The 24,979-nt window shown below is 50.7% G+C and carries 15 protein-coding genes; 9 read left to right on the top strand and 6 right to left on the bottom strand.

Features of this window, described 5'->3' with window-relative positions; translation table 11 throughout:
- Nucleotides 1–66: 66 nt before the first annotated feature.
- Genes J4772_RS26055 through J4772_RS26065 form a run of 3 tightly spaced genes read right to left on the bottom strand, consistent with a single transcriptional unit; the run spans nucleotide 67 to nucleotide 4,584 of the window.
- A complete protein-coding gene (locus tag J4772_RS26055; protein WP_209072020.1) occupies nucleotides 67–1,182 on the bottom strand; it encodes a DUF3626 domain-containing protein in 1,116 nt (371 codons plus the stop codon).
- A 22-nt stretch (nucleotides 1,183–1,204) separates the two neighbouring features.
- Nucleotides 1,205–2,758, bottom strand: a complete 1,554-nt coding sequence (locus J4772_RS26060) for a response regulator transcription factor (RefSeq protein WP_209072021.1) — start codon at nucleotides 2,756–2,758, stop codon at nucleotides 1,205–1,207.
- Nucleotides 2,755–4,584 (bottom strand): sensor histidine kinase, encoded by a 1,830-nt coding sequence (locus tag J4772_RS26065; protein WP_209072022.1) that lies wholly within the window; start codon nucleotides 4,582–4,584, stop codon nucleotides 2,755–2,757. Before J4772_RS26065 ends, J4772_RS26060 begins: the two co-directional genes overlap by 4 nt.
- A 198-nt stretch (nucleotides 4,585–4,782) precedes the next feature.
- On the opposite strand from J4772_RS26065, the gene J4772_RS26070 reads away from it, so the two are divergent.
- From J4772_RS26070 to J4772_RS26105, 8 genes are all read left to right on the top strand, one after another.
- A complete protein-coding gene (locus tag J4772_RS26070) occupies nucleotides 4,783–6,117 on the top strand; it encodes an ABC transporter substrate-binding protein (protein WP_209077444.1) in 1,335 nt (444 codons plus the stop codon).
- Between the two features lie 31 nt (nucleotides 6,118–6,148).
- The gene (locus J4772_RS26075; RefSeq protein ID WP_209072023.1) at nucleotides 6,149–10,498 is read left to right on the top strand and encodes an S-layer homology domain-containing protein; all 4,350 of its coding nucleotides are present in this window, start codon (nucleotides 6,149–6,151) and stop codon (nucleotides 10,496–10,498) included.
- 752 nt (nucleotides 10,499–11,250) lie between these two features.
- Nucleotides 11,251–12,612, top strand: a complete 1,362-nt coding sequence (locus J4772_RS26080; RefSeq protein ID WP_247740855.1) for an ABC transporter substrate-binding protein — start codon at nucleotides 11,251–11,253, stop codon at nucleotides 12,610–12,612.
- Nucleotides 12,613–12,719: 107 nt separating this feature from the next.
- Complete coding sequence (locus J4772_RS26085; protein WP_209072024.1) at nucleotides 12,720–13,592, top strand: carbohydrate ABC transporter permease; 873 nt, start codon at nucleotides 12,720–12,722, stop codon at nucleotides 13,590–13,592.
- Nucleotides 13,592–14,416 carry a carbohydrate ABC transporter permease gene (locus tag J4772_RS26090; protein ID WP_209072025.1) on the top strand — a complete coding sequence of 275 codons (825 nt, stop codon included), beginning with the start codon at nucleotides 13,592–13,594 and terminating at the stop codon, nucleotides 14,414–14,416. The genes J4772_RS26085 and J4772_RS26090 overlap by 1 nt, the downstream gene beginning before the upstream one ends.
- Before the next feature lie 307 nt (nucleotides 14,417–14,723).
- Entirely contained in the window at nucleotides 14,724–15,143 is a 420-nt protein-coding gene (locus tag J4772_RS26095) for an AbrB/MazE/SpoVT family DNA-binding domain-containing protein (RefSeq protein WP_209072026.1), read from the top strand.
- Nucleotides 15,115–15,384, top strand: a complete 270-nt coding sequence (locus J4772_RS26100; RefSeq protein ID WP_247740856.1) for a type II toxin-antitoxin system RelE/ParE family toxin — start codon at nucleotides 15,115–15,117, stop codon at nucleotides 15,382–15,384. Before J4772_RS26095 ends, J4772_RS26100 begins: the two co-directional genes overlap by 29 nt.
- Nucleotides 15,385–15,591: 207 nt before the next feature.
- On the top strand, nucleotides 15,592–16,248 hold the full coding sequence (locus tag J4772_RS26105) for an S-layer homology domain-containing protein (RefSeq protein WP_209072028.1): 657 nt from the start codon (nucleotides 15,592–15,594) through the stop codon (nucleotides 16,246–16,248).
- Between the two features lie 76 nt (nucleotides 16,249–16,324).
- Here J4772_RS26105 and J4772_RS26110 read toward each other — a convergent pair whose 3' ends face one another.
- Nucleotides 16,325–17,737 carry an outer membrane protein assembly factor BamB family protein gene (locus tag J4772_RS26110; RefSeq protein ID WP_209072029.1) on the bottom strand — a complete coding sequence of 471 codons (1,413 nt, stop codon included), beginning with the start codon at nucleotides 17,735–17,737 and terminating at the stop codon, nucleotides 16,325–16,327.
- Between the two features lie 128 nt (nucleotides 17,738–17,865).
- Between J4772_RS26110 and J4772_RS26115 the strand changes: the two genes are divergently transcribed.
- On the top strand, nucleotides 17,866–18,162 hold the full coding sequence (locus J4772_RS26115; RefSeq protein WP_209072030.1) for a DUF2264 domain-containing protein: 297 nt from the start codon (nucleotides 17,866–17,868) through the stop codon (nucleotides 18,160–18,162).
- Between the two features lie 195 nt (nucleotides 18,163–18,357).
- On the opposite strand, the gene J4772_RS26120 is transcribed toward J4772_RS26115, so the two are convergent.
- On the bottom strand, nucleotides 18,358–20,325 hold the full coding sequence (locus tag J4772_RS26120; protein WP_209072031.1) for a PAS domain-containing hybrid sensor histidine kinase/response regulator: 1,968 nt from the start codon (nucleotides 20,323–20,325) through the stop codon (nucleotides 18,358–18,360).
- Nucleotides 20,326–20,500: 175 nt separating this feature from the next.
- Nucleotides 20,501–24,931, bottom strand: a complete 4,431-nt coding sequence (locus J4772_RS26125) for an AAA family ATPase (protein ID WP_209072032.1) — start codon at nucleotides 24,929–24,931, stop codon at nucleotides 20,501–20,503.
- Nucleotides 24,932–24,979 lie beyond the last annotated feature (48 nt).

Genomic DNA, 24,979 nt, shown 5'->3' on the forward strand with positions numbered 1-24,979 from the left:
CACACGTTAACAAATAAGCGATAAAGCAGGTCCAGGGATAGTTATCCTCAGGCCTGCTTTATTATTTTAACTTATCGTTTTCTCGCCCCCATCATCGATTTCCCCAAACCTCACCAGAACGTGCCACATGAATTTCAATTCCTGAAGCACCTCTTCGTAACTTCCTCTGTCGCGCCAACGTTCCGGATTGCGTCTCAAATCATTGACCGCGATTCCGATCGCACTCGCGTCAATCCAATTATTGATGGCTATTCGTCTGGCGAGAGTGGGCATGGATGGCCCCCGAAAATCAGAGGGTACATTATCGGCCCTGATCGAATATCCCTTATGCCAATGCAATTCTATTGCATAGGTTGTACACAGCTTTTCCAGAGTTCTCCCTATGTCTTTTCCTTGAAAAGAAGGGTCGGCCACCAAAATATCCACATCGTCTTGAAGAGAAAGATCACCGTGGACCTGAGCCTCAATAAAGTGGTTAAGATTTCGACTTGGACTCTGTTTCAAACGTTCAGTCATAGGCAGATCTAAGCGAAACAACAGCCGATCGATGACTTGTCGGGGCGACAGATCCTTTTCTCCAAGGGCATACTCTCGGAAGAAGGCATCGCTAAGAATGGCGGCTAAAATATCATCGAATTCCTCGTAGGTGCCTTTTTCCGCAGGATCATCCTGAGAACCGCCGTAAGTATAGGTACTGCGATAGGAGGACTGCGGAGCGAGCAGGAAATAGCACGAGCCGAACCTTGGAGACGGACCGTCGGAATGCAGCATCAAATCCAACGCCCCGTATTTGGGCCTGTCGCTATTGGAGCTTCCCTCCGATTGATAGGCGCCTCCAAACAGCTTCATCTCCCACAGATCCCGAGCACCGCCGGGGTACGCGGATACGCTGCCATTAGAGATTTGCGTCTCAAACTGGCTCTTATAAGTCCCTTGCTCCAGCAAGGCTTGAGCCACGCTTCTCTTGTCCGCTAGCGGGCGATCGGGATGAAAATGCAACGCTACTCGGGCATGCGTTCGGAGCTTTGAGACCGCCTCTTCCCAACGGCTACAAGGGATATTCGACATCTGAAGAATTTCTCGGATGGTAGCCTGCGCAGCTTCCCTTCTCGAAGCGGCGATCTGTCTGATATGCTGAATGGCTGCGCTCTGAGAGCTTGTAAGGCGAAAGTTATGGGACATCGACCTGACACCTGCCTTAAACTCATTTCTTAATAGACTCCCGATACTCGGAAGGACTCATCCCGGTCATATTCTTAAATACGCGGGAAAAGTATTGCTGCTCGGAATAGCCGATAATTTCGGCAATGTCTTTGAAGTCCAGCTCGGCCTGTCTCTCGATCAATCGCTTAGCCTCGTTGATTCTTAACGAGGTTAGGTATTTCATCGGCGGCTCTCCGCAGCATTTCTTAAATACCCGGATGATATAAGAAGGGTTGAAATTGAATTTCTCGGCCAGCGAGGAAACCGTGATTTGCTCGGACATATTCATCCGAATGTATTCCTCCAGCTTATTGTACAGCTCTTCCGACGTATCGCTGCCCTTCTTGCGCGAATGACTATACGGGCCCATATAGCTGTTCAAGATTTGCAAAGCATCGTTAAACAGACTTTTGCTGTCGGTGGAGATCGCAACGAGGTCGTACAGCTCTTTTTCGATGAATCCCATCATATCGTCGTCTTCATGCCCGATCAGCGTCATAAGCTCATCAGCAAGTTGGGTGAGCAGCTTTTCCAACTGCCGCTGGGTCATGTCGCTTTTCTCCCATTGAGAGAATAGATGCAGCAGCTCGTTTTGCAACGAATCGAACTGCTGCTGCTTAACGAATAATTTTATCGAATTCATGTGATTCGAATCCTGATGAGACGGTCTATCCGGCACTTTGCGATCCTTCGTCGTAATAAGCGAGGACCGACAGCACAGCAAATTTCGTTCAAGATAAGTTCTCATCCTGCGCGCGGTATCTCGAATCTGCTCTAAGCTTACCGACTCTTCTTCAGTACAGACTGTAACAGGAACGGAGTGGAGAAGCGAGGACGAGATCGCATTCATCAGTTTTTCCGCATGACAAGCTTGCTCGCTGCCGTTCAGGATAAGGAATTTTTGATTAAAAAACTTATCGTCAATTAAATGCCATGACACGGCTTCATTCGTGCAGTTAGCTGTTATTTTGGACCAATCGATCATCGACCAAAGACGGTCAAAATAATCGGTATCCAGCACATCGGCGCTGTAAGTATACTGATTTCCCAGACAGATTAAATACATATGGCGTTGTGTTGCTTTGATCGATTCGGTTAATGCGGGCGGGGACTTGACCCCGTGCACCATTTTATCAATCAGATCGCTTTCGAGCTTGCGGGTCTGGAGATCAAGTCGAGCTTTAATTACCGCAATCGTCTGCCTAAGCAAATCTTTCTTAACGGGCTTAAGAATGTAATCGGTCACGCCTAAGCGGATCGCTTGCTGCGCGTAAGAGAAGTCATTATAGCCGCTAATAATCACGATTTCCAGGTCGGGTCTTATCGCTTTGGCGCGCTTGATCAGCTCCAGACCGTCCATAGCGGGCATATGAATGTCCGTAAATAAGACATCGGGCTTCATCTGCTCGACCAGCAATAGAGCATCCTCTCCGTCTGCCGCCGAAGCGATCACCTTGAAATTCAGATCGGCTTGATCGATTTTTTGAATGATGTTGTCCAAAATAATTTGCTCGTCCTCGGCCACGATAACGGTGTAGCTTTGTCTGGATGTCATTTCATCATTCCTTCGTCTAATCGTTTTCCGCCAATGATAATCATCGCGCCGTTGCCTGGAGCGTTGGAAACTTCAAATACGACATGATGATCGTAGAGCAGCTTAAGCCTGTAATAAATGTTGCTTAATCCGATATTGTTCAATAGCTCCGAATCATCGCCGTATTTGACGGATTGGCCGTTCACGTTACTCATGATCCGGTTAATCGTATGCGGATCGAACCCGACGCCGTTATCGCGAATGGTTACTTTCCAAGACTGCTCGGAATATTCGCCCTTTACGGAGATGGACCAAGGCGGTTTCTGGGTGAAGCCGTGCTTAAAGCAATTTTCGACGATCGGCTGAATAAGCAGCCGAGGGACCGGAATCTCGTTCATTTCCGCAGGGATATCAATGTCGTAATCAAAATGGTTCATATAGCGTATTTTCATCAATTCCAAATATTTTAACGTATAATCGATTTCTCGTTCTATCGTTACGGGTTTAGAGCCTTCTACGGCAATGTAACGCAGCATTTCGGATAGATTGTGGCACATCTCGACGATATCGTCCTGATTTTGGTTCTCCGCTTTAATGCTGATAATGGCCAATGTGTTATACAAAAAGTGCGGATTCATCTGCGCTTGCAGCGCGAACAGCCTGGCCTGGATTTCGTGCGATTTGGCGGATACGACTTCTTCGAGTGAAATTTTTAAGCGGTTACACATGTCCAGGAAGGATTGATTAAGCTCTTCCAATTCATTTAAAGAGACATTCTGGCTTAGCTTAGGTTCCAACGTTTCCAGGCTGAGCGCTTTAATCGATTTTCGGATCCGTTTAATCGGCAGGGTGAGGCCCTTGGAGACGAAGAACGTAACGATCATCGTAATCAATAAAATCATGACTCCAAGAAAAAGCATTTTACTGCGGAAATTAACAACGGGCTGAAGCAGGCTGGCTTCAGATTGCACCAACGTAACGGTCCATCCCGAAAATTCGGATTTCGTGAAGGACACGCTATCGGTTTCGTGATTATAGCGGTTTTTGACGGAAAAGGTTTGCTCAGCATCGGATCGCAATTGAATGCTATCCCAGTAAAAAGCGGATAACTCTACCAATTTCTCATCCTCAGGTTGATAAGGATATACGAGAAAGCCATCGGAATTGTATATATATACGTTCGTGTTCAGCGATGACTGGGAACGGTCTTGATTCACGGCTCGTTCGATAAGATTCGCAAATTCCTTATATTCTTGCTGGATTTCCACGATACTGTCAACCTTGGCACCAAATACCTCGGAGAATGCTCGGGAAAGCGATATAATGAGCGTGCCGGAGGCATCCCAATCGTTAGGGCGAGGGATAGAGATACTCCGTCTGCCGTCCAGCTGCAATACGGGATCGATCCATGTTTTACTTTGTATGATAGCAGGGTCGAGATCCTGAACGTCGTATTCTTTTCCGAACTTAACGAAGTGGCCGTCCTGGGCAAACAGATTCATTTGAAAGAATTGTAAAGGGATGCCCGTTATTGAAAATAGCATGCTCGTAATATCCCATTTATTGTGAAGAACGGTAATATCCCGGTCGGCGCTTTTGGAGAAAAACAATTGTTTGACCGGCTCTGCGCTAATCACTCTTTCCGCAATCGAGTCCATATACTTGAATTGAGAGTCAAGCGTATCGGACAGATTTAACGAAAGCTGCTGATGGGATTCAGCAGCTTGTTTTTTTAATGTATTTGCCGTGAAAACGTAGAAGGAGATCCCGAGTCCGATCAAAATAATCACGATCAGACTGGAATAACTGATAAATAATTTGGCTTGTATGCTCTTGAATTTAAACACTTTAACCTCCGGCAGCCCGTAATCACGTTGATTATAACACAATCTTTTTATTTGTCTTTTTGAAAGTGAAAATGCAAGAGGTCAATAATGTCCACGGTTTTAGGTCAGTAATCGATATTCAACCTCAAATTGAAAGGGGTTACAATTTAGATGCAGCAACGAGATCAGCTATTAAAGGGAGGATCAGAAGTGAAAGGAATGGGATCGAAAGGATGGATGTCCAGTCTGCTTATGCTCTGCGCCATGGTTATTCTGACGGCATGCGGATCGACGGCAGGCAATTCGGCTTCATCGGGTCATACAGAAACGTCCGCGACGAGTAGCGGCGAAGAGAAGAAAGATGTCACGCTGACCTTTGTCGCCTCGCAAAACTGGGTGAATAAAGGCTCTAAAGTAGACGCGGAATTAATAGAAGCCTTTACCGAGGAAACCGGCATTCAAATAGATTTGCAAGTCGTACCGGACGACCAGTACGCCAACGTTCTGAAAACAAAATTGTCTTCAGGCGAAGTGCCGGACATCTTCATGGTCGGTGCGGGCTCGGGAGCGTACAAGTTTTTGCCGGAAAAATACTTTGCGGATTTGTCCAATGAAGAATGGGTGTCGCGCTATGCGCCTTACGCCAAAGCAGGCACGACCATAAACGATAAAATCAGCGGCTTTATGACGTGGAACGTAGACGGCTGGGGCATTTTGTACAACAAAGAGCTGTTCGCGCAGCATAACCTTCAAGTTCCGAAAACGATGGAAGGGCTGATGGAGGTTATCGATACGCTGAAAGCGGTCGGTTTGGATACGCCGCTCTACATGGTCGGCAAGGAAGCCTGGTATTGGGCCATCTGGTTCTCGCAATTCGGTTCCAAGGCGGCGCAAGCGAATCCGGGCTTGTATGACAAGCTGAACAATCAAGAAATGAAATTTGCCGACGTTAAGGAATTCGAGACGTTCCTGGCAGAGTTCAAAACCTTGTACGACAAAGGCTACTTCGGTAAAAACTCGTTGTCCAACGCTTGGGATTCCAGCTATGAGGCGATGGGGACAGGGAAATCGGCGATGATTATGATGTATCAATCCTACCAAGGCGAGGTTGCCGAGAAGTATGCGGATTCGAAAGCAAGCGAATGGGAGATGTTCCCGATTCCGCTCGCCGGCAATGATATGTTCTCGCACTCGGCAGGCGGCATTATGCGGGTGGCGTACAAGGATTCCAAAAACCTGGAAAGCGTGAAACAGTTTTTCGAATTCCTGGCCAAGCCGGAAAACTTGAATGCCTTCTACGACGGTCGTTCCGATCTGCAAGCGAATCCGTCGTTCGCGGATGTGGCGGGCAAGCCGTCGCAGGCCGGCAAAACGATCCTGGCCAACGCGCCGGGCGGCCAAGGGCTGGATATGGAATACGGCCTGCTTCACTGGGATAACACCATCATCGGCAAGTACATTCAAGAGCTGATGCTCGGCAGCAAAACGCCGATCCAAGTACTTGAGGCGATCGACAAGGACCGCCAAAAGCTGTTTGACGCACAAATCCGGTAAGTATTCTAAATTGTGGAGGCTCGACATGTCTATGAAAAGAAGTTTGGCTGTAATAACAATGCTTTGCCTTGTATTTACCCTTGTGCTGAGTCCGCTTGCGACTGAGAAGGCTCTGGCGGCGGAAGCGGGTTCTACTAATCTGGTTTTGAATCCGAGCTTTGAGGATGGTGAGGCTCACTGGAGCTTCGTACCCGATAAAACGGGCATTGCCGAGAATAAACCGCGTACCGGAAGCAAGCATACTTGGTTCGATCCGGGGACAGATCATACGATTTCGCAAAAGGTGGCGATCCCCGAGTCCGGCTTGTATAGGCTGTCGGCCTATGCGGCGAACTGGGCTGCGGGCGGTTCAATGACCATCAAGGACAAATCGTTTGCCTTTAAAGCATACAGCAATACGTATAATTTAGCTGAGCTGACCGACGTGGCTTTGGTCAAAGGGGAAGAGGCCGAGATTGTGATTCAGAGCGGGCCAGACGGTTGGCTGAATGTCGACGATGTCGAACTGGCGAGCACATCGTTGAATCAGTTGTCCGAAGTGCAGCTGGACGGCCAGGCTGCGGCTGCCTACAATCCGTTCCAAACTTCCAATCAGATCATTCTGGCTAGCGGAACCGCGACAGCGCCGGCAGTATCGGCTACTTTGGCGGATTGGGCTGTGGATAAGGGAGCCGCAATTACTTACGAACAGGCTGCAACGCTTCCGGGAGAAGCGAAAATTCATGTTACGCTTGACGGCGTGACGACAACTCATAAGATTTCTTTTATCGCGAAGAGCGACAATCCGCTAGCTTCTATCGCCTTGTCGGCAACGGAGCAAGTGCTGCCTCTCGACGGCGAGACTCAGCTTGTCGTCACAGGCACGCTGGAAGACGGCGGTACGATCGATTTGTTGTCCGATGCTTTGTCTACCGTGAAATTCGAAGCGCCAAGCAAGCTTTTCGTTATCGGAGAGAACGGTCGGGCGAGAGCCGGAACCTACGATATCGGGGACGTCGAGGTTAAAGTTACTGTATCGCGTGACGGCGAAACCTTCACGGACAAGATGAATTTTACGATTAAGCCCGAGCCGGCAAGGCCGTATATGAGAGACTATACGCAAACCTTAACGATGAAGCTGTTTTTGGGCAAAAACGGACAGGTTGATCTCAATTTGGAAGAGGCGCTAGAGGCCATTAAAAAGATGGACGGCATGACGCGCAACATTCCGAAAATCGTCTATTTGGTCGGATGGCAGCATGACGGACACGATTCCAAATATCCGGATTGGAATGTCGTTAACCCGAAGCTCAAACGGGCAAAGGACACAACGGCGCTGGACAGTCTGAAATGGTTAATGGACGAAGCTCTGAAGTACAACACAACGGTGAGCCTCCACATTAATATGACGGATGCCTATGAGAACAGCCCGCAATGGAACGAGTTCGTCGAGAAGGATCTTATTCGCAGGGAAGCGAACGGCGATCTGATCAAAGGCGGGCTATGGGTAAGCGGTCAAAGCTACCGCATTAATCTTACGCGCGCATGGGAAGCGGGCGTCTTGCAAAGAAACATTGACAATTTGCTGGAGAAGCTGCCGCAGCTCCAACGCGGGGGCACGATTCATATCGACGCATTCGTAACTAATTATGTGCCTAGCGAACCGAATCCGGAAGACTATTCTTCTCCGTATCATCAAACAACCTTCCGTCAAGACACGGAAACGCAGAAAAAGATCATTCGATATTGGCGCGATCAAGGAGTAGATTTCACTAGCGAATACTTCCAGCTGTATCGTGAGGATCCGCTGTACGGCATACAGCCGATGGCCTGGTGGGCCGACTGGCGTTCGCTGCAAAGCCAGATTGAACTGCCTGCGCAGGTTGCGGTCGGAGGCAGGGGCGGCAATGATCTGTTAGGGATTAGTATGCATGGCGAAGATATCGTGATGAAAGACAAAGTCCATTTGCCCGGCTTCCTGCAGGAATTCAGCCTTACGACGTTGCCATGGCAATATTTGAATCAATTGGACCGCCTTTCTTATGACAACACAACGAACACCGTTACGTTTTCAGGCGGTGTGACCAGTTCTAAAACGGGCAGTAAAGCTGTCATTAAACAGGGCGAAGCGTTCCTGGTCGATGGCACGGACGTATTCGTTCCGGCCATGTGGAAGAAGGATACTCGCGAAATTATCGCATTTAGTCAAGCGGGCTATACGGCGAGAAGCTGGAAGCTGCCGACGGAATGGGCGGACGTCGAGAAGGTGCATATCTTTGAGATCGGCATGGGTCTGCCCCGACTGCTTCAGCAGGATGCAGCTATTGTTAACGGCGAGATTAGCCTATCGTTGCTGCCAGGTCAGGCGATCTATTTGACGCCGGCCGATGCGCCGGTAGCTCTCGATCCGCTGCAAGAGCTTGCGGCCAGTATCACTTCTGTCCCAACGATTGAGAGAGATATGCAGAAGCTGAAATGGCCGAAGGTTCCGGAAGGGTATAAAGCTGAGGTGGCCAAGTCCGATTTGCCGAAAGTCATTGATTTGAATGGAAGAATTAATCCTCCAGCGGCGGATACAGCGGTCACGATTGTGCTTCAGATAAAACGCCTCTCGGACGGAACAGTAGCTTACACGGCGCCAATTACCGTGATCGTACCCGAAGGAAGCATAAAAAATATCGAGCAGGTGTATAGTCCGCAAGATGCCGTTCTGTCCGGGCAAGCCAATCTTAAAGCCGATAACTACTATATGACCGGATATGCTCTCGGATATGTAGGCGGCAATCCAGGAAATAACAACACTGCCGCTTTCACGAACGTTACGCTGCCGGGCGACAGCTTGTATGAGCTTACGTTGGAATACGCGACTGCCGTACCAAGAACCGTATTCGTTCGAGCCAATGAGGAAGAAGGCATAGCGGTTCCGTTAACGGGCGCCAGCTGGCAGGATGTCCAGAAGAAGACGATTAGAGTGCCGCTCAAGGAGGGCGTGAATCGAGTCGAGCTCTATAATCCGGATGGCTACGCTCCGGATATGGGAGCGATTATCGTGAAATCCATCACCCCTTATACGATTGCGGACGAAGTGGAGACGATTCAGGCGCCTGCCAAAGACGACAAAGCGCTGACGCTTCCCGACATGCCGTTTGGGTTTACAGTTGGCGTGAAATCCTCCGATCATGAAGAGATTATTCGGCAGGATGGATCGATTGTAACTCCTAAATGGGATACGCTTGTGAAAGTCGTGCTGGAGGTCACTCGTGTCTATGATAACAGCAAAGCGGAAACCGTTGAATTCGAAGTGCTGGTGCCGGGCGTGGCCCAGATTGAAAATATCGCGGCCGTAAACGTCGAAACGACGAAAGGAACCGCACCGGTTCTGCCGTCCAGCGTCGTTGTCACTTATTCGGATGAAAGTACGGCGAATGCGGCCGTCGTATGGGAAGCGATCTTGCCTAGCGCCTATGCCAAAGAAGGGATTTTCACCGTAAACGGAACCGTTGAAGGAACGGCCATTAAAGCTGTAGCCAAGGTCACCGTAAAATCGAATGGCGGAGGCGGCAATAAGGGATCCGGTCCGTCAACGCCGTCGGTGAACCCGGAACCTAAACCGGAACCGAAGCCCGAGCCGAAGCCCGAGCCTAAGCCGGACACGAAAGCGGGAACTGTGGAGCTTACCTTCAAGCCGACGGCTGAACAGCTTAAAGTCCCAGGTTTCGTATCGGTTGTAAAAGTGGGCAAGGATGGAACGAGAACGCCTGTTGTGTTCAGCCAATACGATCCTAAGACGGGAACGGTAACAGTACAAGGTTCTGCCGAAGATAAATATGAAGTCGTATATTCGACGAAGAAATTTAAGGATCTATCGAAACATGGATGGGCGGAGGAAGCGATAGAGGCTCTTGCTGCCCGAGGCGTGCTGAACGGAGTAGGGGCTGAACAATTCGCGCCTGAGAAGGGTCTGAAGCGTGCCGATCTTGTCCTTATGCTCGTGCGGATGTTCCAATTGACGGCAGAGACGGATTCCAACTTCTCCGATGTCAGCAGCTCGGCTTACTACTATAATGAAGTTGCGATCGCCAAACAATTGGGGCTTGTCCAAGGAGCATCGGCAACAGAGTTCAAGCCAGATGCGCAAGTGACGCGCGAAGAGTTGTTCGTGATCTTGGATCGCGTGCTGCGCCATACGAAGTTGATTGAGGAGACTGCGAACCAGACTTCGTTAGATCCATTCAAGGATGGAGAGCGGGTTGCCGGTTATGCGAAATCGAGTATAGCGGCGTTGGTTAAATTGAACCTCGTTACAGGCAGCGACAAGCAATTGTTGCCGAAGCAAACGGCATCGCGCGCCGAGACGGCCGTTATCCTCTATCGCGTCATTGCCTTGGCATTCACCAAATAAGCGAAATAAAAATAGGGCTGTCCCATGGGCAGCCCTTGATTTATTTACTCGATTAAGTTATTAGCGGGGATGTATCCCCTTCCGGTCTAATCATGACCCACAACGTTTCCAATTTATTGGATATTAAATTTTTACCACGGATCTATTTGCACACATGAGCTTACGCAGGGAAGTTAGTCGAAAATTCGTACAACGCAGCTCGAACGAGGCTTAAATGGCGGACATTTGTAGGAAAAACCGCACAAAGTAACTCGGCTCAGACTCAAACGACGAACGTTTGTAGGAAAAATCGTATAAAAAACCAAGATAAGGGGTTATATGTCGCTAAAGCGTCATCGATAATTATACGAATAATTCCTGGCAATTATCTGGAAGTGTTGTGGGTCATGATTAGCCTTCCGGTTGCTGCTCCACCCCGCAAAGTGAAGAGACGCTATCGACGCCGATTCCAAAGGCAAACGCTCCGCTCCTCCAGGAGATACATCCCCTCTTTTTCCATCGAGTTTTACCAATGGACTTACAAGAAGACATCCCTCAAAACCACCTACAGAAGTATCAACATCACCAAGAAATCCTTAGCTAAACCGCCACTTTTCAACTATAGATCATTTTTTCTGTTTTATGAAAGAAGAAATGCAAGAGGTCAATAATATCCACGGTTTTAGGTCAGTAATCGATATTCATCCCCCATTTGAAAGGGATTACAATTTAAGAGAAAGAGCTCAGATCAGCGATTAATGGGAGGATCAGAAATGAAGAAAACGGGATCGAAAAGATGGGCGACCAGCCTGCTTATGCTCTGCTCCCTGCTTGTTACGGCAGCGTGCGGATCAACGACAGATAACAAGCCAAGCCCATCCGGCAATGCGGAATCTCCAGCGGCGACGAGTAGCGGCGAAGTGAAAAAAGAAGAGAAGAAAGATGTCGCGTTGACCTTTGTTGCCTCGCAAAACTGGGTAAACAAAGGCTCCAAAGTGGACTCGGATTTGATTGAGGCATTTACCAAAGAAACCGGCATTAAAGTCGATTTGCAAGTCGTACCGGACGATCAGTATGCCAACGTGCTGAAGACGAAAATGACCTCGGGCGAAGTGCCGGACATCTTCATGGTCGGCGCGGGTTCGGGAGCGTACAAATATTTGCCGGAAAAATATTTTGCCGATCTATCGAATGAAGAGTGGGTGTCGCGCTATGCGCCATACGCTAAAACAGGCACGACCATTAACGATAAGATCAGCGGCTTCATGACGTGGAACGTAGACGGCTGGGGCATCTTGTACAACAAAGAGCTGTTCGCGCAGCATAATGTCCAGGTTCCGAAAACGATGGAAGAGCTGATGCAGGTTGCCGACACGTTGAAAACAGCAGGTATCGAAACGCCGCTCTATATGGTCGGGAAAGAAGCTTGGTATTGGGCGATCTGGTTCTCGCAGTTCGGTCCGAAAGCGGCGCAAGCGAATCCGGGCTTGTACGACAAGCTGAACAATCAAGAAATGAAATTTGCCGATGTCAAAGAGTTCGAGACTTTCCTGGCAGAATTCAAAACGCTGTACGACAAAGGCTACTTCGGTAAAAATTCGTTGTCCAACGCTTGGGATTCCAGCTACGAGGCAATGGGCACAGGCAAATCGGCGATGATTCTGATGTACCAGTCGTACCAAGGCGAGGTTGCCGAGAAGTATGCGGATTCGAAAGCAAGCGAATGGGAGATGTTCCCGATCCCGCTGGCCGGCAACGATATGTATTCGCACTCCGCGGGCGGCAATATGCGGGTCGCGTACAAGGATTCCAAAAACCTGGATAGCGTAAAGCAGTTCTTCGACTTCATGGCCAAGCCGGAAAACTTGAATACCTTCTATGAAGGCCGTCCCGACCTGCAATCGAATCCGTCGTTCACGGATGTGGCAGGCAAGCCGTCGCAAGCAGGCAAGACGATCCTCGAGAACGCGCCGGGCGGTCAAGGCTTGGATATGGAATACGGCTTGCTCTACTGGGATAACACCATTGTCGGCAAGTACATTCAAGAGCTGATGCTCGGCAGCAAGACGCCGATCCAAGTGCTTGAGGCGATCGACAAGGACCGCGAAAAGCTGTTTGCTGCTCAGAATCAGTAGCGGCATGAAGGACCGGCGAGACGATTAATTCAGGGTTATTCGTCTGCCGGTCTTTTCTCCAATTGCCGCAAGATCCGTACGAGAAATCCACAAATGAGGTAACGGCTATGTACGTAAATAAAATCTACTCAAAGAAATTTATTTTGCCCGCGCTTATTCTATTTTTCTTGTTGTTTTTGCTTCCGAGCTTTATGGGCTTCTATTATTCCTTAACCAACTGGAATTCCATGAGCGAAAAGATCAAGTTTATCGGTTTGGACAACTTTAAAGAGATTTTTAACGATAGCGGCAGCTTTATGTTTATTAAGAACACGCTTATGTACGCCTTTTTTACAACGGTACTGAAGGTTGCTATCGGTTTGGGATTAGCTTTGATGCTCAACGAGGGGATTAAAACCAAAGGGCTTCTGCGCACGATTTATTTTCTGCCGATTATTATCTCGAATTTGATTGTGGGTCTAATGTTTCAGCAAGTGCTCCATCCCTCTAACGGGATTTTGAATCATGCTCTTGAATTCATCGGATTAAGCTTCTTGACGCAGGCTTGGTTGGAGGATCCGCAATGGGTCATGTGGTCGACGATCGGCGTTGAAGTATGGAAGGCGGCCGGTTTTGTGATGATTATTTTCTTGGCCGGGCTGCAAACGGTGTCGAAGGAAACAATCGAAGCGAGCGATATGGACGGGGCCAATTATTGGAACAAGCTTACCAAAATCATTATTCCTTCCATCGCTCCTTCTATTTTAATTAATACATTGTTAAGCGTCATTTCGGGGTTGAAGGTGTTTGACGTTATTTTCGCATTGACCAACGGGGGGCCGGGAAGATCCTCCGAAGTCATTAATATTACGATATTTAATCAATTTTCGATGGGGAATTACGGCTACAGCACGGCGCTAGGGGTTCTTATGTTTATTTTCCTGGCCGTCATTTCAATCGGGATTATCATGATCTTCACAAGAAAGGAAACGAACGGATAATGGTTAAGCACAGACGATTGGTCAACCTCTCTAAGGAAGTATTCGCATGGCTGCTGAGCCTGGTCATCCTCGTTCCTTTTTTAATGGTGCTGCTTAATTCGGTTAAGTCCGTTACGGAAGCGGCAACGATGAGCCTGTCGCTTCCGTCCGAATTTTTGTTCAGCAATTACCTGGAAGTGTTAAAGGACAAACGGATTTACTCGTCCTTCTTTAACAGCTTGTTTTTATCGACGGCCGCTTCCCTGATTACGCTGGTCGTCTCGGCCATGGCTGCGTTCGTCATTTCCCGGAACCGAACGCGTCTTAACATGGTGGTGTATTCGATCTTCCTGCTCGGACTTGTCGCTCCGATGAACTACGTGACGACCATGAAGGTCATGCAAATGCTGAATATTATTAACACGTATACGGGCGCTTACTTGCTCTATTCCGCCATCTTTATCCCGTTTACCGTATTTTTGTACTTCGGTTTTATCGGCAGTATCCCGAAGGAACTGGACGAGTCCGCGGTGATTGATGGCTGCGGAGGCGGAAGACTGTTTTTTCAAGTCATTTTTCCGCTGCTTAAACCCGTAACGGTCACGGCGATTATTATTAACTTCTTAAACTGCTGGAACGATTTCATCATCCCACTTTATTTCCTGAATTCCTCGGACAAATGGGGAATGATTATGGTGATGTACAACTATTTCAGCACCTATATCAGCTCCTGGAATTTGGTGTCCGCGGCTATGATTCTAAATCTGCTCCCGATCATTGTCGTGTATGCGATTGGGCAGAAGTATATTATTTCGGGCATGACGGCGGGGGCTGTTAAGGGCTAGCGCGATGAGCAACGGATAATCAGATGTGAATTCGCTTGGCTTCTTTTTTCCTTACTGAGTAAGGATTGATTTCCACTTTGATTTATGCTACTATTTCCTTACTGAGTAAGGAGATATCGAGAGAACTTCAATAATCCCCCCTGTAGATGAGTAGAATACCTGTAGATTACTTGTAGATTACCTGTAGATTACCTGTAGATTACCTGTAGGAAGTTAACTTTAAGCCCGCGGCTGATAATAATGAGTGAGTAATTGGAACATAATGATTTCTATAACGGGTACGATTAGAAAAGGTGAATAATTAATTATGATGAATAAGCTAACGGGGGTTATCGAATTCCGGGATATCAAGATTACCAGTAAACGACAGCTCACAATTCCGAAAAGCTATTTTGATGCCTTAAACATGGAAGACGAGGTCCAAGCATACTTGATGGATGATGGGATTTTCCTGAAGCCGGTGCGAATCAAGCAGACTTTGCAAGAGAACGATATTCAGCTAATTGTTCGCAAGACTCTCGCAGAGGGTCTGTCTGAGGAAGAACTGGCAAGGGAATTGTCGCATCGCATAACTGCATATCACCGCTTACTGGCCGAACGAGTTCATGAGTTTATGGAGGATATGGCTGATTCGGGATCGGACGACGAAAAAGGGGATCTCGATTTTAATGGTCTGGACGTATTCTTCAACGAAGAAGATGGAGAAACTTCTGCAAGCAATCGCTAAGAAAGCTCCCGCTCTTCATGCCGAGTTACTGAATCATCAAGCAATTATTGTGGAAAATCCACAAAAAGGGTATCAATTAAGCGGAGATTTACGAGAGTATATGTCGTACGATTTTACGTTTAAAGGGGTTTCGGTACGTATTTGTTATGCGATTCACGAAGCGGATAATCACATTGTGTTTATTTATTGCGGAACCCGTGAAAATTTCTACAAGGAACTCAAAATTTATTTGTTTGGATGAGCGACAAGCGCGATCCCGCTGGCCATGTTTGCGGCCAGATGGGATCGCGCTTTTTTACTGTTGCTGGGCAGCATCAGGCTTTGCGAGTCGGTACCGTTCGAAGTATGGAAATTTTCTCGACACCTGCGGCGCCGTATCGTTAGAATAGGGAGGAAGTTAACCAGGGGATAAGCAGCGATCGACGGCTGCTGCGGCGGGAGAAGTATAATGACGAAATACTACTGGCTTAAGCTTCTAGGGAGCATTGTTTTGCTCACTCTGCTGCCTTTGTGCTGGATTGGGGCCGAGCTCCGCAGTGAAGGAGACCGATCGGTGCCGGCTGAGAACGGGATTGTTAATCTTCATGATCGGGATATGACGACAAGCGGCGCGGTGCGATTGAATGGAGAATGGCTGCTGTATCCGGGGCTGCCGCTGACGGAAGCCGATTTCTCGAAAGCCGACAATTCTCCACCGAGGCAAGGAGTTTATGCTTCCGGGGGAATCGTTTATCCGATCTGGTTCGGGACGCAGGAGGCGATCGTGAGCAGTCGCGAGCTGGGGCTATTTGAATATTGGCTGACGGTCGGCGGGTTCCGTCCGAACGCGACTCTTACGCGGGAACAGGCCATGAAGATGCTTGCCGGCGCGATGGAGCTTACGGGCCTGCAAAGCAAGCTTTCGGGTACTGCGGCAGAGCAACGGCTATCGGTCTTCGAAGATGCGGATCGGCTGTCGCCATGGGCGAGAAACAGCGCAGCGTTTGCTCTGGAGGCGGGGATCGTCAACGGACGCGGCAACCGGCTTGCCGCGAAGGAGAATATGACCCGCGCCGAAGTGATGGTCATGATCAGACGGCTGCTGAAAGCGTCGGACCTGATCTGATACAGCAAGGATAAGCAATAAAATAGGAATGCAAACAAAACTGGCTGCAGCGGATGCAGCCAGTTTTGCTTGCAGATTACTGGAGAGCTGCCGGAAGCTTCACGCCTAGCAGTCGGCCTTCCGCCTGAATGATGATCATATTGCCTGTTTTTAGCGTTGTGCCGTGCAGATCCGCTCCGGTTTCTACTTTAAATAATACATTGGTCGTCAGCATATTGATGCCAAGAAACGTGCCATTGCGCTGCGACCGATACATGCCTTTGCCATAGACGTCAATCTGCGAGACAGGCGCATCTCCTCTCCATCCGACATCCTGTCCGTTTGCCAGCTTGATGCCCGCCAGCTCCCCGGTCGTCGTATCCCGATAGAACAGCCGGTCCTGAGTGATTTGGAGCATCGTCCAGTCGTCTCCGTAAGGCCGCTGAAAGGTTCGTAAAGGCGCCGCCCCAGCCTTGTAGGCGTCGAAATCGTATTCCGCTATTTTGTCGGCTTGTTCAACGTACAGCTTGTCGTCGCTCATAAGCGCGCCATAGCTGCCCGATTCGTAGGGCGGCTCGCCAGTCAGCGTCCAGCTGTATTCGCGGCTGCCCTTTTTCTCGCCGGTTCTGAGATTATAAGCATTTATCGTCAATTTGCGTGCAGGTTCGGACTGATAGTCGCCAAGCCGCGGAGAATAGTAGTCAATGGAATACACGAGTCCGTCTTTAACGCGAACCGCCTCCCCTTGACCGAATACTCCCCACAGCTTTTTGCCCGTCTTTTTGTCGTAGGCATTCAACTGAATGGACGAAAGCGCCCCCTGGACGGAAAAGGTTCGGAGAATAACGCCGCTTGCTTCTTCAAAATAATCGCTGCCTTGTCCTTCAGCCGCCGGCTCGTCTGCCTTCCAGCGCAGCTTGCCTGTTGCTTTGTCTAAGGCAAAGGTAATGCTTCCCTTGATCACATAAAGCGTATCGGCCGTCGGCACAAGTACCTCTGTCCTCAACCGGGTATCGATCCATGTGGACGTGTTCGACTGCCATTTTACTTTTCCTGTTTTCGCGTCCACAGCGAAGGGTTTTTGGTCGCCCATCCCCGTCATTCCGTAAATGATCCCATCACGATAAACAACATAAGGCGTCAAGTCCTTGCCATAAGTCCACAGCTTCTTACCCGTCTTCGCATCGAGCGCGACCAGCTTTGAATCGGCGAAGGTGAACACCTTCCCATCTTCTGCGACCGCCTGAGTCCAGACATAAGGATCATTCATTTCAAGATAGTTATCTACCTGCGCGGTCCAAGCCGGCTTCAGCTCAGGCACTTGGATACTGGAGCCGGGGTACCAATTGGGCACAGATATATCGGCCTTTTCGGCATACGAGGGCTGCGGCAGGGCGACGACAGCACCCTGAATCACCAGCAATGCAGAAGCTATGCTTGCAACGAGCCGGCGGCGGAACAAGCGGCCTTTGTGTGATTTGTTCAACGATTTATCCTCTATCAATTCCATAGAGAGACCTCCATAAGCAAATATTTCCTTACAGAACTTAGACGCGCTGAGAAGGGCATTTGTTTCGAGGTACGCAAATCTTCTCGACACCTGCGGAGCCGCATGAATCCGGGAAAGCTTGATCGAGCTTGGAAGCGTTGGGGCGGCTGCTGTGCGGTCTGGCGCCGTGGCTGGAGAGCGGAAGCGACGAGGGGGAAGAGGGGCGATATCGCAGGGAGTACGCAGAGCTTGCTCGCCATGCGATCGATGCCGGCACCGATCCGAGTTCTCCGCTTCGGGGCGTTCCAGCATCTTGCGCAGATGGCGCTGCAGCGCCGATTGGAAGCGGCCATAGAGCCCGCCCAAGTGCGCTGACCGTTCTGGCAGGGAGAAGCCGCATGGACGCAGGTGAAGGCTTGGAGCGGACGCGACTTCCCGATGGATAAAGTGTTGGAGCTGCCATTTTCTAGGTAGAGTCGTAAAGGTTAACAACCCTTGATCTTGGTCGACTTGTATGGTTTTTCCTACAAACCTCCGTCGTTTGAGCCTGAATCGAGTTGCTTTGTACGATTTTTCGAACAGCGTACGTCGTTTCCTTCTTATTTGAGTTGCTTTATATGATTTTTCGACTAACTTTCCAATCAATTGGAGTATGAGACAGTCCCTTCAGTACGAATATACTTGCTAATCGTATCGATGAGCTTGTCCCGTTCGGACGGCTTGGTCAGAAACTCGGAGACGCCCAAGGCGTAGCCGCGCTGTCTGTCGCTGAGCATCGTCCAGACGATGACCGGAATGTCGGCGGTGTCCGGGTCGTCCTTCAGAGCGGCGAGCACTTCCCAGCCGTCGGTATCGGGCATCAGAATGTCGAGGCAGATGACGTCCGGACGTCGTTTCTTCGCCAATCGGATACCCTGCGGCCCGGTGCCAGCGTAGGCCATGCTCCAGCCGGTTTTGGCGATATACCGCTGCATCAGTTCGCGGTTGGAGGCTTCGTCGTCAATAAGCAGAATATTGATGGACGACGACGCTTCTTCCGCATTGCCCGGATCGGCTTCCACACTTGACTGCTGAGCCTCCCTTGGCTTTTCCTCCATAATCGGGAGCCAGCAGATGAAGCTGGTGCCGACGTCCGGCTCGCTTTCCACGCGGATATCGCCGCCTAGCATCTGGCTGATTCGCTGGCTGATTGCCAGCCCGAGACCGGTGCCGCCGTATTTGCGCGTCGTCGATGCGTCGGCCTGCGTAAACGGAAAGAACAGCTTTTCCATCTGCTCCGGCGTCATGCCGATTCCCGTATCCTGTACGTGAAAGCTGTATCCGTCCGAGCCATCGCGCGCTTCTCGGAAGATGCGCAAGGTGATCGTTCCCGCATCGGTGAATTTATTCGCATTGCTCAGCAGGTTGATCAGAATTTGCCGCACCTTGAGCACATCGGTCGTAATGATGTCCTGCGCTATACATTCATAGTTAAGACGGTTTCCTTTTTCCTCCGCCAAAGGCCGGATCGTAGTGGTCACGTCCTGAATCAGATCGGGCAAGCTGCACGTTTCCAGATGAAGCTCCATTTTGCCTGCCTCGATTTTGGAAATATCGAGAATATCGTTGATCAGAGCGAGCAGATGGTTGCCCGCCTTGCTGATTTTTCCCAAGTCTTCGACGAATACCGTCTCTCCGAGCTCTTCGGCCTCTTCCCGCAGCATTTCGCTATAGCCGATAATCGCATTAAGCGGCGTGCGCAGCTCATGGCTCATATTGGCGAGAAACTGGCTTTTGATCATATTGGCCTTGACCGCTTCGTCCCGCGTTCTGGCTAACTGCTCGGTGCGCTCGGCCAACGCTTCCTCGGCCTTCACCCGATCGGTAATATCGGACCGGATCGAGATAAACTGACGAGGCTGGCGATTGTCGTCGAGGAAGGGAACGATCGTCGTATTCATCCAGTATTCCGTGCCGTCCTTCGCCCGGTTTTTGACCTCGCCCCTCCACACTTGTCCGCTCTTGATCGTGCCCCACATCTCTTTGAAAAAAGTTTTCGGATGATAGTTGGAGTTGATGACCCGGTGCGTTTTGCCCAATAGCTCGTGCTTCTCGTATTTGGAAATCTCGCAAAACTTCTCGTTAACGTAGGTAATAACCCCTGCACGATCGGTAATGGCGACGATCGACGATTCGTCCAGTGCTTTCTCGATGTCGCGCAAATTTTCCATCGTCTGCATAAGCTTAAGCTTATTTTCTTTGCGCTCCGAGATGTCCGTGCCGATCGAGACCGATTGCTGCACCTCTCCGTGCTCATTGACAAGGGGAATGATGGTCTGCGCAAGCCAGGCGCCGCCGCCGTCCTTGGACGCAATTCGGATTTCGCCCTTCCATACCTTCCCTTGCTCTATCGTCCGCTTCATTTCTCCCAAAGTTTTATCGGAATTAAAGTCGGCGGCAGTCAGCGATTCGTAGGTCCGTCCGATCAACTCTTCGGGAGCGTACTTCGATATGCCGCAAAATTGCGGATTGACATATGAAAAAGCACTATTGCGATCCAAGATTGCTACGATAGAGGATTCCTCAAGAGCAGATACCGGGAACATGACATCCTTGATTTCCGAAAACATGGTTGTCCACTTCGCTTTCAGGCGTTATGTCAATAATAGATTCCATTCTTTGGAGAGACTTAACGCTTCCATTGTAGCATACGACAAATTTCTGCAAAAGACGGCAGAAAGGCTTGGCCACGCGTATTGCACCTGTACAAAACGAGGCAGCTTCATGCAGGACGGCCGGACAGGGTTACCTCAGCAGCTTGAGTTCCTTGGCCTGCTCTATTGCCTTAATGCGTCGATTGACCTTAAGCTTGGCGAAAATATTTTTGACGTGCACCTTTACCGTGCCGACGGCGATGATCAGACGATCGGCGATCTCCTTGTTGGAGAGTCCGGCCGCAAGCAAGGCGAGTACCTCCAGCTCCCGTTCGGTAAGCGGCTCGTCCATTAGACCGGGGGCGGGGACGTCATCCTCCGCTTCCGACTCCGCATAGACCGGACTCGGCGAGCTTTGCAGCACGCACAGCATCAAGCCCTGCGAAGCCATAGCGAGCAGGACGGCGAGACGATCCGCGGCGAATAAGCCGCCGGCCAATCTGTTTTCCAAATACAGCACGCCCAGCATAATGCCGTGTACGACAACAGGGGCGCATAGCACCGATTGAGGCCGGCGATTGTCGATATACGGATTATGAATCAACCAGCTCTCTTCGTCGGCAGAGTATCGGACGCTCTCTCGCGTCCGCGCGACATAGCGTATGAGACCCTCCGGCACCAGGGAACTGTCCAGCACCTCTAGCGGCAGAGAAGAAACTCTGCCCGTGTCCTCGGCGTCGGACTCGGAATCCGAGTATGCCTGAATATACAGAGCCTCCTGACCGCCCGTGATCAGAGCGCCTTTGCTGGCGCCTGCATGCTTCAAAATCGTACTCAATATTTCGGCGAGCACAGCATCCATGTCCATGCGATTGGCCATCGTTTGGCTGGCTTTCACAATTGCGGTAAGATCGGCGCCGTCGAGCGTATAAGATTCGCCTGGCTCGCTTGTCGCCGCGACGATGTTGGCGACATCGACAGGAAGACCTGTCGGATCCGCCTCGTATTCCGCCGCGGGAGCCGCCGCTTGCTCTTGCCGCCGCAACGCTTGCAGCCGCTCCTCCGCAAGCCGCAGCTTCAAGGGAAGCTCCCACTGTTCGTACCCGTCGACGGCCACTTGCCAATAATAGAGAGCCGTCGTTCTTTTGCCGCAGCTGTCGTAATGAACGGCGGCCAGCTCACCCGCCAGTCCGATGATTCGGAAGTCGTCTTGCTCTCTGGCCTCCCGGATTGCTTTATCGTAGATTTCCTCGGCCAGCGAGAATTTCCCTTCAGCCCGCGCATACTCGGCATCCAGAAGCAGCTGTTTAGAACGAAAGTTGTCGGAGCTCCACCCCGTCCATCTTCTGAACCGCCGAAGAGCCCGAACGAGCCGTTTTCTCGTTAACGAGCTTCGTCGGGATCGGGCATGGATTTCCGCCAAGGCAAGCGCCTCGTAGAACTGACATTCCGGCAGATGGGGCAGGTGAGTGGCATAATCCTCGTAGGCTTCCGCATGGCGGGCCCAGCGGGCGGCCTCCTCGCTATTGCCCAGCAAATAGTAGAGCTGCGTCTTATACGTACCATATTGGAATAAGGTAGTGGCCGATGTCTCCTCCTGGCGAATCCGCTCCAGGAACGCCTCCTCGTCAAAGTCGGGACTGCTGAACGAATCCGGCGCAGCCGTTTTTCCTTGAAGGGCGAGAATGACCTGCTGATACAGATAAAAATTTTGCCTGACGAATTCGTCCTTTGTCGTATCCAGCACGGCCATGTAGTCGGCGATCGTTCTCGCCAGTTCGTTTAAGGACGCTCGCGTGTACAAGGAATTGACGTGAGCGCCCATGGCATAGCTTGCGAAGACGTAATCGCCCGAATCCAAGCTGTAGCGCAGCGCCTTGACCAAATAAGCGTCGCCTTCGCGGGCGTTCCCGGCAAACTGGCATAGCACTCCGCCGAATACAGTGTAGGTTTTGCTCGTCACCGAGGGGACGTTGTATCGTTCGGACAGCTCGACGCCGACTTTGCCGATGGTGTAGCCTTTGCCGAATTTGCCCATTCCGCTCCCGAGAAGCATGCCGTAGGCGGAATAGACGGCGGCGGATACGGGCGTGTTGCCGTAGCGAAGCGACAGTTGAATGGCGCGGCACATAAGCAGAAAAAAGATATCCTTATTCGTAAAAAACGTGGATGGAATGATGGCGAAGATCAGATTCATCGCGGCGATCCGGACTTTATCCGACATTTCCTCCATCTGGGCAAGCCGGTCGAAACGGCCGCGAAGAAGCGCCTCGATCCGAATTCCTTCCATTAGAAGCGTTAATTTTCCCGGATTGTAAGAGACTTTAATTTGCAGCTCGTTTAGACTTTGCAGGCCAAGAGCGGTTCCTTCCACATATTTGCCTTGATTAATCAGCTGCATAATTCTAATCATCTGCGCCCGGCTTCGTTCGACCGGGTTGCGCGCCCGATCCAGCACGAGCTGAATATCCCGTTCATATTGCCGATGATTGCCGCACAGAAACTCGCACTCCGCTTTCCGAGCGTGCAGCTCGAAGCAGAGCTCGAACTCCTCGTTCCAATCTTCCGCGGATAGCAGCTCGACGCCCTTGCTGAAATACTCCAATGCGACGTCATAGGCGGAAGTCTCCAGCGCACGGTTGCCCGCATCGCAATTTTTTACGGCAAGCAGTCTTAACTCCCTCTTGTCGGTCATTTGCGCCGAGCCCAGATTCAGATGGTTAATCCCGTCAAATAGGCTTCCTTCGGCTCCGGAACCCTCGGAATTCGCCGCGATCAGACTGCGGCCGATTAACAGATGGATATTCTGTTTAGTTCGCTCGTCGAGCTTCCGGTAGATCAGCTTCTGAATGCTGTCGTGCGCAAAGCGGAGCTTGCCGTTCTCTCCTTGAACAAGCATGCCCTCGGCCTCCATCGCCGACCATTCCGATATAGCCTCTTCCGACGTCAAGTTCGCAACGGGCGCGACTAAACAGGGATCGAAGACGCTTCCCGCGCAAGCGGCGGCCTGGAGCAGCTTCAGTGCGGCGGTAGACAAGCGGCTCAGCCTATGCTCTATCAAATCGTGAATGGCGTACCCGGGCAGGCGCTCGATAATTTCTCCCAGACTCCATTGCCAGCTATGCTTTTCGCGGTTGTAGAGCAAACAGCGGTCGTCCTGCAGGCGAAGCAGAATCTGCTTGAAATGAAACGGATTTCCGCCGGATTGCGAATACAGCAATTCCGTCAGAGGCATCGCCACGTCTGCAGGGCTGCCCAGCGTCTCCATCACTATCCGATTGATTTGCTCCGGGCCAAGAGGAGATAGAGGGATGTGGCGGATGGCCGCCTGAACGGCAATACTCCCGTCCGACTCGTAACCGGGAAGCTTGCTGCGATCCGTCTCCGAAGGACGGTAAGCGCAGACGAACAGGAAATACTGGCTTTCCGGATCGGAGAGCAGAGCGCGAATCAATTCGAGAGATGAAGCATCGGCCCATTGCAAGTCGTCGATAAACAGGACGATGGGATGATCCTTGGATGCCAGCGCCTGCGCGAATTTACGAAAAGCATAAACGAATCTTGTCCCCGATTCATGATTGGATAGCTCCGACTCGCTCTCGGAGGAGGTAACGTCCAGAAGCAGATCGGCTTCCGGAATCATCGCCGTAATGAGGCCGGCGTTAGCCCCCAGCGCGGTTCGCAGCTTGTGCTTCCAGACCTCGGACCGCTGCTTCCTTTCGCCCAGCAGATGGCGGACAAGTCCGCGAAAGGCTTGTATGATCGGAGGATAAGGGCTTTGCTTGGGGATTTGCTCGAACTTTCCGGTAATGTAGTAGAAGTCCCGGGTCTGCGGCTGCTTTCGAAACATTTCGTCCAGTAAGCTCGATTTTCCGATTCCGGCTTCTCCCGACACGTAGACGACCTCTGCCGATCCGAGACAGGCGGAATAGAAGGCTTCGGTCATGACCGCCATTTCGGCCTCTCTGCCGTAAAAGCCGGGCATGGTGAAGAAGGTATCGTCGGAGCGTCCGATCTTGTCCAGGTCGGCAATGAGAAGTCCGGCGTTCTGGTAGCGGCGATCCGGGTTTTTGTCCAAAAGCTTCATCACGATCGCTTCCAGGCCGTCCGGAAGCTGCAAATCAGCGCTGGTTATCGGGGCGGGGCTTTGCGCAAGATGCATATAAATCCATTCCAGCGGATGATCGGTATCCGCCAGAAAGGGCAAACGTCCGGTCAGCATTTCATAGAAAATAACGCCCAAGGAGTACAAATCGCTGCGTTCATCTATTTTTCTTTGCATTCTGCCGGTGTTCTCCGGGGAGCAATAGGGCAAGCTTGCATGAAAGCTGCCATTATAGGCCGGGCGCGCATAACCATCGGGCGAGCCGCTCGCCTCGTAACCTGTGTCGATGAGCGCCGCCTCTGTACCGTTCTGCAGGATTTCGATCCTCTCGGGCCGCAAATCCAGATGAAGCTTATGCATGCGATGAAGATTTTCAACTCCGGCCGCAACTCCCCTAGCCAGAGGGAGAAACCGTTCCGCGGTCATCGCGCCTTGCTCTTGTATCGCGTCTCTTAATGTCAGCCTTTTTCCCTGCATTTCCGCACACCTCTAAACTCGATTAATGCCACTAAATGTATTGTACTA

The sequence above is a fragment of the Cohnella sp. LGH genome (assembly GCF_017671885.1).
GTDB lineage: Bacteria > Bacillota > Bacilli > Paenibacillales > Paenibacillaceae > Cohnella > Cohnella phaseoli.